Genomic DNA, 12,371 nt, shown 5'->3' with positions numbered 1-12,371 from the left:
CCGTGAAACTGGCGGTGCAGATCGCGACCTCCCTTGTGCTGGGACTCGCGTTCTTCGGGCTGGTCCTGTTCCTGCCGGCCGGCACGTTCGACTACTGGCAGGCCTGGGTGTTCGTCGCCGTGTTCTCGGTGTCGACGTTCGTCCCCAGCATGTATCTGGCGATCCGCCACCCCGACGCCCTGGCCCGCAGGATGAAGGCCGGGCCGACGGCCGAAAGCCGGCCCGCCCAACGCATCATCATCACCGCGACCTTTCTGGCGGGGATCGCGGTGATGGTCATCAGCGCTCTGGACTGGCGGTTCGGCTGGTCGGCCGTGCCGGTGTGGCTTGTGATCGCCGGCGACGTGCTGGTGGCCGCCGGACTGCTCGGCGCGCAGCTGGTGGTGGTCCAGAACAACTACGCCGGCGCGAGCATCACCGTCGAGGAGGACCAGCCGCTGGTGTCCACCGGCCTGTACGGGGTCGTGCGGCACCCGATGTACGCCCTTTCCCTGATCATGATGCTCGGCACTCCCCCGGCGCTGGGCTCCCTGTGGGGGCTGACCGCCGTGGTGGCGGCGGTGCCGGTGCTGGTCGCCCGCCTCCTCGATGAGGAGAAAGCGCTGACCGACGACCTGGCCGGGTACGCCGAATACACACGTCAGGTGCCGTATCGGCTGATTCCCGGCGTGTGGTGACGCGACGTGCGCGTCACCGTGCGGGCGGACCACCGATTCGTCCGGGGAACACTTCAGGAGGACGACGGGCCGCCACCATCGGTGGCCCTTCTTCCGTCGCCCGCCACACGAGGGACAAGACGGATTTCGGTGATCGTATTGCCGGTCACCCCGCTGACTTCGACAGACCAATCCGTCAACGCGACCTTCTCCCCTGAACGGGGAATCTGCCCCAGTGCCACCAGCACGAGGCCGGCCACCGTGGTGTAGTCGCCCGGCGGTGCATACTCCAGATGCACGCCGAGATCGTCGAGGTCGTGGAAGGGGAAGTTGCCTGGCAGGGTGAAGCTTCCGTCGGGCAACCGTTGCGCCGCAAGCACATCACGGTCGGTTTCGTCGTAGATCTCCCCGACGATCTCTTCGAGCACATCCTCCAGCGTCACGATGCCCGCTGAGCCACCGCGTTCGTCGACCACGAGAGCGAACTGCTCGCGTTCCGTCTTGAACCGCCGCAATGCCTCCGAAACGGGAAGGCTGTCAGGAAGATTGAGGATCGGTCTGGCCGCGGTCTCGAGGGCGTCCTCCTCGACGAGGAGGTCGCGCAGGTGAACGACGCCGATGACATCGTCCAGGTCCCGGGAGCGGACCACCGGCGCCCGGGAGTGACCGGATGTGACAAGGAGCTTACGTGACTCTCCCACGGACATGTCGGAGGGCAGCGCCACCACGGACCGACGCGGAACCAGGATCTCCCGGAGCACCCGCTCGTGGATCTCCAGCGCGCCGGCGATCATCTCGCGCTGTTCCGGACTGAGCACGCGCTGCACCGCGACCAGTTCCCGCAGTTCGTCCGCCGAGAGTTGACCATCGGCACTGTCCGACTTTCCCCCGAGGAGCCGGACGAGGACATCGGTGGCTCGGCTCAACAGCCACACCATCGGTGAGGTGACCGTCGCCAGCCGGTCGAGCGGCGCGGCGACCAGGAGCGCCCAGCGCGCGGGGTATTGCATAGCCAGCCGCTTGGGCACGAGCTCGCCGATGATGATGTTGACGGCGGCCAACACGATCGTCACCGCGGCAATGGCGACCGCCTCGGCAGCTCCGCCGAGAAACTCCAGCGCCGGGACAAGCGGTTCCGCGAGCGTGACCGCCGCGGCAGCCGAGGCCAGGTAGCCGGCCAGCGTGATGCCGAGCTGAATGGTTCCCAGGTAGCGATTGGGGTCGCGGGCGAGTCGGACCAGCGCCCGCTCCCTGCGGCCGGTGCTGCGTTCCAGCGTCCTCAGTTGCCCTTCGCGTAGCGACACCAAGGCCAGCTCGCTGCCAGCGAAGAGCCCGTTGAGCAGCAACAGCAGCGTGATCAGACCGATGTCGAACCAGTAGCGACTCATGATGAACCCTGCCCTGCTTCCTGCGCCACGCCGTCGGCCGTCGACACCGCATGATCATCGAGTCTGCCAAAATCGGCGGCCCGGGCAGCCAGCGTCGGAGGAAGCGGCTCGGGTGGCGGAACGGTCCAGGCGTTCGCCACGTGTCGGCCGCACTTCGCCCCGCAGCGGCACGTGAACCGTCATCCTGGACACACCGCAAGCCGTTCGCCCGAGGAGGCCGCATGGAGCTGCTGACCGGGTTCGGGCTGGCGACCGCCGCGGGGCTCAACGCGTACATCCCGTTGCTGGCGCTGGGGCTGCTCGCCCGCTTCACCGACCTCGTCGCACTGCCGGCCGGGTGGGCCTGGCTGGAGAACGGCTGGGTGATGGCGATCGTGGCGGTGCTGCTCGCGGTCGAGGTCGTGGCCGACAAGGTGCCCGCGCTCGACACGGTCAACGACACCGTCCAGACCTTCGTGCGGCCCACCGCGGGCGGCATCGTCTTCGGGTCCGGCACCGCGGCGCAGACCGCCGCCGTCACCGATCCCGGCGCCTTCGCCCAGTCCGGGCAGTGGATTCCCGTCGTCCTCGGCGTCGTCGTGGCGCTCGTCGTGTCGCTGACCAAATCCACGGTGCGGCCGGCCGCGAACGTCGCGACGGCCGGTATGGCCGCGCCGGTGCTCAGCACGGTCGAGGACATCGTCAGCGTGGTGCTCGTGGTGCTCGCGATCCTGCTGCCGGTGCTGGTGCTGGTCGCGATCGTCGCGCTCGGCTGGGCCGCGTTCCGGGCGATCCGGCGCCGCAAGAGCAGGGCGGCGGCCGGGCGCGATACTCGCTGACGACACGGGTACCCGGGGCGCCATGCAGACGTTCCTGCCGTTCCCCGGATTCGCCGATTCGGCCCGGACGCTCGATGCGCGCCGGTTGGGCAAGCAGCGGGTGGAGACCATCCAGGTGCTGCGGGCGCTGACGGTCCCGGGGTACGGCTGGCGCCACCACCCCGCCGCGGCGATGTGGGCGGGCTACGAAGAGGCCGTGGTGCGCTACGGCCTGGAGATCTGTGAGGTCTGGTGCGCGCTGGGCCGCGCCGACACCTGCGCCGCCACGCTGGCCTGGGACCTGACCGCCGGCACCGGGCTGACCGCCGTCAGGACGCAGCACGAACTCGGCGCCGCCGGCGACCTGCCGCCCTGGCTCGGCGATCCGGCGGTGCACCGCAGCCACCAATCCGCGCTGGTGCGCAAGGACCCCGGGCACTACCGCCCGCTGTTTCCCGACGTCCCCGACGACCTGCCCTACGTGTGGCCGGCCTCGGACCGCCCGCGCCGCCTCAGCGGCTGAAGCGTCGTCCGACTAGACCCAGATTGCCGGACTCTCCCCCGCAAGCGGGAGGTGCCCCCGCAACGCGGCTCGTCCCTCGCCGCTTGATCGTCGTCCGACTAGACCCAGACGCCCTTGCCGACCGCGACGACGCCGCCGGCGCTGACCGAGAACCGTTCCCGGTCCTTGTCGAGGTCCACGCCGACCATCTCGCCGGGCCCGACGACCACGTTCTTGTCCAGGATGGCGTGGCGCACCACCGCGCCGCGACCGATGCGGGCACCGGGCATGATCACGCTGCCCTCGACGATCGCGCCGTCGTCGACGACGACGTTCGACGAGAGCACCGAGTTGCGCACCGAGGCCGCCGAGATGATGCTGCCTGCGCCGACGACCGACTCCTGCGCCGATCCGCCGTTGACGAACTTGGCCGGCGCCAGGTTCTCCGAGCTGCCGCGGATGGGCCACCGCTTGTTGTAGAGGTTGAAGATCGGGTGCACCGACACCAGGTCCATGTGCGCGTCGTAGAAGGCGTCCAGCGTTCCGACGTCGCGCCAGTAGCCGTGGTCGCGCTCGGTGGCGCCGGGCACCTCGTTGTTGTCGAAGTCGTACACCGAGGCCATGCCGTCGGACACCAGCCGCGGGATGATGTCCCCGCCCATGTCGTGGTCGGAGTCGTCGTCCTCGGCGTCGGCACGGATCGCGTCGATCAACACCTTGGTGGTGAAGATGTAGTTGCCCATCGACACGAACGTCTGCTCGGGGTCATCAGGCGTCCCCGGTGGGTCGGCCGGTTTCTCGATGAACCCGCGGATGCGCCCCGATTCGTCGGAATCGATGCACCCGAACGCGCTGGCTTCGGCTCGCGGAGCCCTGATTCCGGCGACGGTCGCGCCCGCGCCGCTCTCGATGTGCTGCTGGACCATCTGCTCCGGATCCATCCGGTACACGTGGTCGGCACCGAAGATCACGATGTAGTCGGGATCCTCGTCGTAGATAAGATTCATCGACTGATAGATGGCGTCGGCCGAACCGGTGTACCACCGCGGCCCGAGCCGCTGCTGGGCCGGCACCGGCGTGATGTACTCGCCGGCAAGCCCCGATAACCGCCAGTTCTGCGAGATGTGGCGATCCAGCGAATGCGACTTGTATTGGGTGAGTACGCAGATTCGCAGGAATCGGGCGTTGACGAGATTCGAGAGCACGAAGTCGATCAGCCGGTAGGCGCCTCCGAACGGAACCGCCGGCTTGGCCCGGTCGGCTGTCAACGGGTACAGCCGCTTTCCCTCCCCGCCGGCGAGGACGATGCCCAGCACGTGTGGCGCTTCCCTCATGGACCCAACCTATCGGCAGGTCGGGACGGGGGCCACCTATTCCGGTCATTGGCGGGTTCTCGGGCTGTCCATCAAGACAATTGGTGATGCCGCGCAAGCCGCCGGGGAATCTGGGTACGGTCACACCATGCGGGACGGAATGCGGGTGGCGATGATGACTCGGGAGTATCCACCCGAGGTGTACGGCGGTGCAGGCGTTCACGTCACCGAACTGGTCGCGCAGCTGAGGAATCTGTGCGACGTCGACGTGCACTGCATGGGTGCCCCGCGGCCCGGGGTGACCGTCGCCGCCCCGGATCCCGCGCTCGAGGGTGCCAACGCGGCGCTGGCGACATTGTCGGCCGACCTCAACATGGTCAACTCCAGCTCGCAGGCCACGGTGGTGCACTCGCACACCTGGTACACCGGCATGGCCGGGCATCTGGCAGCGCTGCTCTACGGCGTGCCGCACGTGCTCACCGCGCACTCGCTGGAGCCGATGCGGCCATGGAAGGCCGAGCAGCTCGGCGGCGGCTACCGGATTTCGTCCTGGGTGGAGAAGACGGCGGTCGAGGCCGCCGACGCGGTGATCGCGGTCAGCTCAGGGATGCGCGAGGACGTGCTGCGCACCTATCCGGGCCTGGACCCCGACCGGGTGCACGTCGTGCGCAACGGCATCGACACCGACGTGTGGTACCCGGCGGAGCTGCAGCCGGGGCAGTCGGTGCTCGCCGACCTCGGCGTCGACCCGGCCCGCCCGGTGGTCGCGTTCGTCGGCCGCATCACCCGGCAGAAGGGGGTCGCCCACCTGGTGGCGGCCGCGCATCACTTCGCCCCCGAGGTGCAGCTCGTGCTGTGTGCGGGCGCCCCGGACACCCCGGAGATCGCCGAGGAGGTGGCCTCGGCGGTGCAGGAGTTGTCCCAAGCGCGCACCGGCGTGTTCTGGGTGCGCGAGATGTTGCCGACCGCAAAGATCCGTGAAATTCTCACGGCGGCAACCACATTCGTGTGTCCGTCGGTCTACGAGCCGCTGGGCATCGTCAACCTCGAGGCGATGGCCTGCGCGACGGCCGTGGTGGCCTCCGATGTCGGTGGCATCCCGGAGGTGGTCGCCGACGGACGGACCGGCGTGCTGGTGCACTACGACCCGGACGACACCGCGTCCTTCGAACGCGATCTCGCCGAGGGCGTCAACGCCCTGGTGGCCGATCCGGACAGAGCCCGCGGCTTCGGCGCCGCGGGCCGACAGCGCTGCATCGACGAATTCTCGTGGGCACAGATCGCCGAACAAACCTTGGAGATCTACCGCAAGGTTTCGGCGTAGAGCGACGCAGCGCTAGCTGGTGACGCCCTTGAGTTCGTCACCCAGGGCGGCTGCCTCGTCCGGGGTCAGCTCGACGACCAATCGGCCCCCGCCTTCCAGTGGTACCCGCATCACGATGCCGCGCCCCTCCTTGGTTGCTTCCAGTGGACCGTCGCCGGTCCGGGGCTTCATCGCCGCCATCGAGTGCCTCCTCCACAATGGGCGTGCCCGTCAGGGCCCGATTCGTCGTACGAGCCATGACGTCGAACGCTGACAGCATCGGCTCTGAACTGCTCTAGACGACCATTGTTCCCTATCCGTGCCAGCTCGTGTGCCAAGACCCGCTATCGCTGCGCGTTCGACCCCTTGTGCGCCTCGACGAAAAAGCCGCCGCCGGTGGCCGCATCCGGCCACCGACCGAACGCTGCGCCGGGCTCCGCCACGTCGGTCACCGTGGCCGTCCAGCCCATCGGCTCGACCAACTCCCCCGGCACATCGCTGCCGAACAGCCACGGCGATCCCTGCGCGGCCATCGCGGCGAGCAGACCCGCCATCGCCGGCTCGGTCAGCAGCGTCGCGCTCACGATGTCGTAGAGCAGCACCGAACCCGCCGCCGACAGCGCGTCCACGCGGGCGAACAACCGGCGCACGGCGTCGGCATCGAGATACTGCAGCAGGCCTTCGATCAGCCACGCGGTGGGCAGCGCGGGATCCAGCCCGGCGTCGGTCACCACGGCGCTCCAGTCGCCGGCCAGGTCGGCGCCGAGGGTCACCCGCGCGCAGCGCGGCCGCTCGCCGGCGAGAACACCGTCCTTGGCGGCGACCACGGCGGGTTGATCCACCTCGAAGACGGTGGTGCCCGGCGGCCACGCGAGCCGGAACGCCCGGGCGTCCAACCCGGCGGCCAGGATGACGACCTGCCGGGCGGTCTGCGCGGCACGCAGCAGCGCCTCGTCCCAGAACCGGGTACGCACCACGATCTGGGCGGTCGAGTGCTCGCCCGCCTCGGAGATCATTCGCGCGAGCATCTCCCGGCCCGCGTCGCCGGCCAGGCGTGCGGCGAACGGATCCTCGAAGAGCGGGCGGTCCCGCTGGGACTCGTGCGCGCGGATGGCGGCGACGAGGACGGCGGTGCGCGCGACGGCCTCCGCGGTCATGCGCGCGGCACCCAGCAGTCGGCCACGTGGTCGTCGACCATGCCGGTGGCCTGCATCAGCGCATAGGCCGTCGTCGGGCCGACGAAACGGAAGCCCCGTCGCTTGAGCTCCTTGGCCATCGCGGTGGATTCCGCGGTGACGGCGGCGACCGCCGACAGATCCCCCGGCCGCGACCGGGTGGCGCGGTCAGTGGGTGCGAACGACCACAGCAGCTCGGCCAGGTCCTCGCCCGCGTCGGCGAGGTCGGCCGTGGCGCGGGCGTTGGAGACGGTCGCGGTGATCTTCGACCGGTTGCGCACGATGCCCGGGTCGGCCATCAACCGGTCGACGTCGCGTTCGGTGTAGCGGGCGACGCGTTCGACGTCGAAGCCGTCGAACGCCGCGCGGAAGTTGTCCCGCTTGCGAAGGATGATCAGCCACGACAGCCCGCTCTGAAAGGCCTCGAGGCTGATCCGTTCGAACAGCGCCGCCGAGTCGCGCAGCGGACGTCCCCACTCGCTGTCGTGGTAGTCGCGGTAGAGCACGAAATCCTCGGGCGACAGGCGTGAGCGGTCGATCCAGCCGCACCGGATCCGGTCGTCCGACGGCGCTTCGCTCACGCCTCGCCGCCCGCCGTCTCGGACGCCCGGGTGGCCGCCAGCTCACCGCGCAGCTCGTCGATCTCGCGGCCCAGCCGCTCGAGCACCCAGTCGACCTCGCTGGCCTTGTAGCCGCGCAGCGTCTGAGTGAATTTCAGCGCGTCGACGTCGGCGCCGGTGACGCCCGTCGCGGGAAGCACCGTGGCCGTCGTCGCCTGCGGGAGAGGGGGCAGCACCTCGCCCCGGCCGAACAGCACACTCCCGATCGCGAACAGCACGATCCCGACCAGCACGAGCACCACGAGGTAGAGCAGCACGAGCGTCACACGTCGATACTGCCCGACACCGGTGACAAACCGTCAGCGCGGGCGCAGCGTGATCATCGGCGGCCGGTCGTCCAGCGACACGGCCGACGTCCGCGGCGTGTAGTCCTCGCCGTCGGCGAAGAATTGGGTCAGCCCGACCCCGGAGTCCGGGACACCGCAGCGCTGCAGCAGCGTGCCGATGACCTGGCGGCTCATCGCGGCGAGCTCGGTCAGCGGGCGGTTGCGGTGGGTGCGCACCCCGAGGTTGACCTGGGCGATGGCGTCGAGTCCCAGCCGGTCATAGGTGTCGACGAGCAGACCGATCTCCACGCCGTAGCCCGGCGCGAACGGCACCGCGGTGAGCAGCTCCCGGGTGCCGGCGTACTCGCCGCCCAGCGGCTGGTACAGGCACGACAGCTCGGGCCGAAGCGCGGCCAGCAGCGGACGGGCCACCAGCTCGGTGACGCGGCCGCCCCCGTTGGCGTCCTCGCGGCCGCTGACCTTGAGCGGGCGCCGGTAGAAACCCTTGACCAGATGCACGCCCTCCGCGGTGAGCAGCGGGCCGAGCAGCTTGGGCACGAACATCGGGTCCGGGTCCAGCAGGTCGGAGTCGACGAACGCGATCAGGTCGCCGGTGGTCGCGGCGAGCGAGCGCCACAGCACCTCACCCTTGCCGGGCTGGGGGGCCACCTCGGGCAGCGCGACCTCGCGGCTGACCACCCGTGCGCCCGCGGCGACCGCGCGGATCTCGGTGTCGTCGGTGGAGCCGGAGTCCAGCACGATGAGCTCGTCGACCAGCCCGCCGAGCAAAGGGGTGATCGTCTCGACCACCCCGGCGACCGTCTCCTCCTCGTTCAGCGCGGGCAGCACGACCGAGACCGTGCGGCCCTTCTTGGCGGCCTCCAACTCGGCGACCGTCCAGGACGGCCGGCTCCAGCTGTGATCGGTCAGCCAGCGGTGCCCGGCCATCCCATCGGCGACCGTGTCCGTGACGCGATCAGACAACACCGTCATGCCAGTCCTCTCACCGTGCGTTGCGGTGGACGGACGCCGTGGATCGACGCCACCATCTCCAGTACCCGACGTGTGGGGCCCACCTCGTGCACCCGGAACATCGCGGCACCGTCGGCGGCGGCGAGCGCGGTCGCAGCCAGGGTGCCCTCGAGGCGGTCGGTGAGTCCCACCCCCAGAGTCTCCCCGACGAAATCCTTGTTGCTCAGCGCCATCAGGACGGGCCATCCAGTGTTTACAAGCTCTTTCACATGGCGCAACAAACTAAGACCGTGGTAAGTGTTCTTGCCGAAATCGTGGGTCGGATCGATGACGATGCCGTCCCGTCGCACCCCGAGCGCCACCGCGCGCTCGGCGGCCGCGGACACCTCGGCGAGCACGTCGTCGACCACGCCGCGCTCGGTGATCCCGTAGTTCACCCGGAACGGCCGGGTCCGGGGCACCGCACCGCCGGTGTGCGAACACACCAGACCCGCGTCGAACTCGGCCGCGACGGCCGCCAGATCCGGATCGGCCCCACCCCAGGTGTCGTTGATGAGGTCCGCCCCGGCCGCGCACGCCTGCTTGGCGACCTCGGCGCGCCAGGTGTCGACGCTGATCAACTGGTCGGGGAAGGTGGCCCGCAGCCATTCGATGAACGGCACTACCCGGGCGATCTCCTCGTCGACGCCGACGGTCTGCCCCGGCCCCGCCTTCACCCCGCCGACGTCGACGATGTCGGCGCCGTCGGCGACCACGCGGTGGGCCGCCTGCTTGGCGGCCTCGTCGGTGAACGTGGCGCCGCGGTCGTAGAACGAATCCGGCGTCCGGTTCACGATCGCCATGATCAGCGCGCGATCACCGGCCACCGGCCGCCCGAGAAAAGTCCGCTCCACGCCTCCCAGGCTACGGGCGGGGAGATTTCGGCGTGATTATCGACGCTGAGCGACGACAAGCACGCCGAAATCACTCGCTACTTGGGCTTCTTGCCCGCCGCGACCTCTTCGGGGTACTCGTCGTAGAACGGCACGTAGCCCTCGTCCTTGCCGGACAGCACGTAGATCGGGTCGTCGATCTCGACGTCCTCGGTGTCGTCGTCGTCGCCGGAGGCCTTGCCGTAGCCCTCCTTGCGCAGATCGCCCTTCTGGCTCTTGAACGTCGACGTGTGCGCCAGCTCCTCGACCACCCGGACGAACAGCGGCACCGCATAGCCGGGCAGTTTGTCGAAGGCCGCCTTGGCGAGCGATTTGCCGTCGAACTCCTGGCCCTCCTTGAGCTGCACCGCCGCCATCCCGGCCCGGCCGCCCGCGCCGGGCACCTCGACGCCGAAGACCGTCGCCTCCTCGACCTGAGGGTCGGTCGAGATCGCCGCCTCGACCTCGGTGGTGGCGACGTTCTCGCCCTTCCACCGGAACGTGTCGCCGAGCCGGTCGGTGAACGCGGCGTGCCCGAAGCCCTGCGCGCGCATCAGGTCTCCGGTGTTGAACCAGACGTCGCCCTCCTTGAAGGCGTCGCGGACCAGCTTCTTCTCGGTGGCATCCTTGTCTGTGTAGCCGTCGAAGGGCTGGAAGTTGCTCACCTTGGACAGCAGCAGACCCGGCTGGCCGTTCTTGACCCTGCGCAGCCGGCCCTTCTCGTCCCGCTTGGGCTCGCCGGTGTCCTGGTCGTATTCGACGAAAGCGACCGGCGTCGGGCAGATCCCGGTGGTCTTGTCGATGTTGAGGACGTTGACGAACGCGGTGTTGCCCTCGCTGGCGGCGTAGAACTCGCAGACCCGCTTGATGCCGAACCGCTCGGTGAAGTCGTCCCAGATCGCCGGGCGCAGACCGTTGCCCGCGATGACCCGCACCTTGTGCTGGCGGTCGGTGGGCTTCTCCTCCTTGCCCAACAGATAGGTGCAGATCTCACCGATGTAGACGAACGCGGTGGCCTCGTAGCGGATGACGTCGTCCCAGAACTTCGAGGCCGAGAAGGACTTGCCCAGGGCGAGGGTCGCGCCGGAGTTCAGCACAGACGACAGCGCGACGGTCAGTGCGTTGTTGTGGTAGAGCGGCAGGCAGCAGTACAGCGTGTCGCTGCTGTTCAGCCGCATTCCCAGGCCGCCGAACCCGGCCAGCGCGCGCAGCCAGCGGTAGTGGGTCATCACGCTGGCCTTCGGCATGCCGGTGGTGCCCGAGGTGAAGATGTAGAACGCCTTGTCCTTGGCGAGCACCGCCGAGGTGGTGGCCGGGTTGGTGGTCGGTGCGGTGGCGGCGAGCTGCTTCATCTCGTCGACGGTGACCAGACCGGAGGTGTCCGCGCCGCTCTCGTTGATCGGCTCCACCAGGTCCACCTCGGTGACGACGACCCTCGCCTCGAGCAGCCCGAGGCTGTGCTTGAGCACGTCACCGCGCTGGTGGTAATTGAGCATGCCGGCGATCGCGCCGCACTTGACCACGGCGAGCATCAGCAGCACAGAGTCGGGCGAATTGCGCAGCATGACACCGACGACGTCGCCGTGGCCGACCCCGCGCGCCGCCAGCACCGAGGCGTAGCGGTTGACCGTCTCATTGGCCTCGCCGTACGTCAGCTCGGTGTCCTCGAACTTGATGAACACCTTGTCCGCGTAACGGCCCGCACGGTCCTGGAACACCTTGCCGATGGACGTCTTCGCCGTCGGGCGGGCCAGGAATCCGGTGACGACCCCCTGCAGGATCGTGGGCGTGTCCATCAGCAGTCCCGGTACCTGGCCCGCGATGTCGAGCACCCCGACACTGCTCCGTTTGCCGGACTTCCCACTCATTCCCCGCTCCTCCCGCTCGTTGTGTCGGTCACCCTAGCCGGGCGCGCACGCGGCCAGAGCGGACTCGACGTCGTCGACGACGATCAGACGCTCCAGTGCGCCCTCAGCGACGTACCCGCTTCCGACCAGCCCGCGTAGCCAGGCCAGCAGTCCGTCGTAGTGCCCGAGGGTGTCGAGCATCACGATCGGCTTGGAGTGCATACCCAAATAGCCCGCTGTCCAGGCTTCGAAGAATTCCTCGAGCGTGCCGATGCCGCCGGGCAGCGCGATGAACGCGTCGGCCCGGTCTTCCATCACCTGTTTGCGCTCACGCATGGTGTCGGTGACGACGAGCTCGTCGGCCTCGGTGTCGGCGACCTCGCGGTGCACGAGCGCCTTGGGGATGACCCCGATGGTGTGGCCGCCGTGGGAGCGGGCCGCGGCGGCCACCTCTCCCATCGCCGAGACGTTGCCGCCACCGGACACCAGCGCCCAGCCCCGGTCGGCGATGCCGGTGCCGACCCGGCGCGCGAGGTCGAGAAGATCGGGATGGGTGGGGCCCGAGGCGCAATAGACGCAGACGGCCCACCGACGGTCAGGTTCGCAGGACACGAGCTAAAA

At 69.2% G+C, this 12,371-nt stretch carries 14 protein-coding genes; 4 read left to right on the top strand and 10 right to left on the bottom strand.

Annotation, left to right across the window (positions count from 1 at the left end; all coding sequences use genetic code 11):
- Positions 1-2: 2 nt before the first annotated feature.
- Positions 3-677, top strand: a complete 675-nt coding sequence (locus G6N45_RS11785; protein ID WP_163722500.1) for a methyltransferase family protein — start codon at positions 3-5, stop codon at positions 675-677.
- Positions 678-730: 53 nt separating this feature from the next.
- Here G6N45_RS11785 and G6N45_RS11780 read toward each other — a convergent pair whose 3' ends face one another.
- Positions 731-2,002, bottom strand: a complete 1,272-nt coding sequence (locus tag G6N45_RS11780) for a hemolysin family protein (protein WP_407664320.1) — start codon at positions 2,000-2,002, stop codon at positions 731-733.
- A 263-nt stretch (positions 2,003-2,265) separates the two neighbouring features.
- Here G6N45_RS11780 and G6N45_RS11775 point away from each other — a divergent pair, with 263 nt between their 5' ends.
- Together G6N45_RS11775 and G6N45_RS11770 are read left to right on the top strand one after the other, a co-directional pair.
- Positions 2,266-2,862, top strand: coding sequence for a DUF4126 domain-containing protein (locus G6N45_RS11775; protein ID WP_163722496.1), 597 nt, complete (start codon positions 2,266-2,268; stop codon positions 2,860-2,862).
- Positions 2,863-2,884: 22 nt separating this feature from the next.
- Entirely contained in the window at positions 2,885-3,364 is a 480-nt protein-coding gene (locus G6N45_RS11770) for an MSMEG_6728 family protein (RefSeq protein WP_163722494.1), read from the top strand.
- Between the two features lie 98 nt (positions 3,365-3,462).
- Here the strand turns inward: G6N45_RS11770 and glgC are convergent, their stop codons facing one another.
- Complete coding sequence (glgC, locus tag G6N45_RS11765; RefSeq protein ID WP_163722493.1) at positions 3,463-4,677, bottom strand: glucose-1-phosphate adenylyltransferase; 1,215 nt, start codon at positions 4,675-4,677, stop codon at positions 3,463-3,465.
- Positions 4,678-4,816: 139 nt separating this feature from the next.
- Between glgC and glgA the strand changes: the two genes are divergently transcribed.
- Positions 4,817-5,980 (top strand): glycogen synthase, encoded by a 1,164-nt coding sequence (glgA, locus tag G6N45_RS11760; protein ID WP_179965364.1) that lies wholly within the window; start codon positions 4,817-4,819, stop codon positions 5,978-5,980.
- 12 nt (positions 5,981-5,992) lie between these two features.
- On the opposite strand, the gene G6N45_RS11755 is transcribed toward glgA, so the two are convergent.
- The 8 genes from G6N45_RS11755 to G6N45_RS11720 form a co-directional block, all read right to left on the bottom strand.
- The gene (locus G6N45_RS11755; RefSeq protein WP_003406247.1) at positions 5,993-6,160 is read right to left on the bottom strand and encodes a DUF3117 domain-containing protein; all 168 of its coding nucleotides are present in this window, start codon (positions 6,158-6,160) and stop codon (positions 5,993-5,995) included.
- 143 nt (positions 6,161-6,303) lie between these two features.
- The gene (locus G6N45_RS11750; RefSeq protein WP_163722491.1) at positions 6,304-7,116 is read right to left on the bottom strand and encodes an SAM-dependent methyltransferase; all 813 of its coding nucleotides are present in this window, start codon (positions 7,114-7,116) and stop codon (positions 6,304-6,306) included.
- Complete coding sequence (locus G6N45_RS11745) at positions 7,113-7,715, bottom strand: DNA-3-methyladenine glycosylase I (protein ID WP_163722489.1); 603 nt, start codon at positions 7,713-7,715, stop codon at positions 7,113-7,115. The genes G6N45_RS11750 and G6N45_RS11745 overlap by 4 nt, the downstream gene beginning before the upstream one ends.
- A complete protein-coding gene (locus G6N45_RS11740) occupies positions 7,712-8,020 on the bottom strand; it encodes a DivIVA domain-containing protein (protein WP_163722487.1) in 309 nt (102 codons plus the stop codon). Before G6N45_RS11740 ends, G6N45_RS11745 begins: the two co-directional genes overlap by 4 nt.
- Positions 8,021-8,053: 33 nt before the next feature.
- A complete protein-coding gene (locus tag G6N45_RS11735) occupies positions 8,054-9,013 on the bottom strand; it encodes a glucosyl-3-phosphoglycerate synthase (RefSeq protein ID WP_163722485.1) in 960 nt (319 codons plus the stop codon).
- On the bottom strand, positions 9,010-9,885 hold the full coding sequence (gene folP / locus G6N45_RS11730) for a dihydropteroate synthase (RefSeq protein ID WP_163722483.1): 876 nt from the start codon (positions 9,883-9,885) through the stop codon (positions 9,010-9,012). Before folP ends, G6N45_RS11735 begins: the two co-directional genes overlap by 4 nt.
- A 77-nt stretch (positions 9,886-9,962) precedes the next feature.
- Positions 9,963-11,771, bottom strand: a complete 1,809-nt coding sequence (fadD6, locus tag G6N45_RS11725; RefSeq protein ID WP_163722481.1) for a long-chain-acyl-CoA synthetase FadD6 — start codon at positions 11,769-11,771, stop codon at positions 9,963-9,965.
- 33 nt (positions 11,772-11,804) lie between these two features.
- Entirely contained in the window at positions 11,805-12,362 is a 558-nt protein-coding gene (locus tag G6N45_RS11720; protein WP_163722479.1) for a cytokinin riboside 5'-monophosphate phosphoribohydrolase, read from the bottom strand.
- Between the last annotated feature and the right edge of the window lie 9 nt (positions 12,363-12,371).

The organism is Mycolicibacterium psychrotolerans (genome assembly GCF_010729305.1).
Classification (GTDB): Bacteria; Actinomycetota; Actinomycetes; order Mycobacteriales; family Mycobacteriaceae; genus Mycobacterium; species Mycobacterium psychrotolerans.
The sequence above is the reverse complement of the archived record's forward strand: the minus strand, read 5'-3'. Positions and strand labels throughout refer to the sequence as shown.

Coding starts and splice junctions, on each gene's coding strand:
- G6N45_RS11735 (WP_163722485.1), bottom strand. CDS start 9,013: ATGACGGTGTTGTCTGATCGCGTCACGGACACGGTCGCCGATGGGATG.
- glgA (WP_179965364.1), top strand. CDS start 4,817: ATGCGGGTGGCGATGATGACTCGGGAGTATCCACCCGAGGTGTACGGC.
- G6N45_RS11775 (WP_163722496.1), top strand. CDS start 2,266: ATGGAGCTGCTGACCGGGTTCGGGCTGGCGACCGCCGCGGGGCTCAAC.
- G6N45_RS11755 (WP_003406247.1), bottom strand. CDS start 6,160: ATGGCGGCGATGAAGCCCCGGACCGGCGACGGTCCACTGGAAGCAACC.
- G6N45_RS11770 (WP_163722494.1), top strand. CDS start 2,885: ATGCAGACGTTCCTGCCGTTCCCCGGATTCGCCGATTCGGCCCGGACG.
- glgC (WP_163722493.1), bottom strand. CDS start 4,677: ATGAGGGAAGCGCCACACGTGCTGGGCATCGTCCTCGCCGGCGGGGAG.
- fadD6 (WP_163722481.1), bottom strand. CDS start 11,771: ATGAGTGGGAAGTCCGGCAAACGGAGCAGTGTCGGGGTGCTCGACATC.
- G6N45_RS11750 (WP_163722491.1), bottom strand. CDS start 7,116: ATGACCGCGGAGGCCGTCGCGCGCACCGCCGTCCTCGTCGCCGCCATC.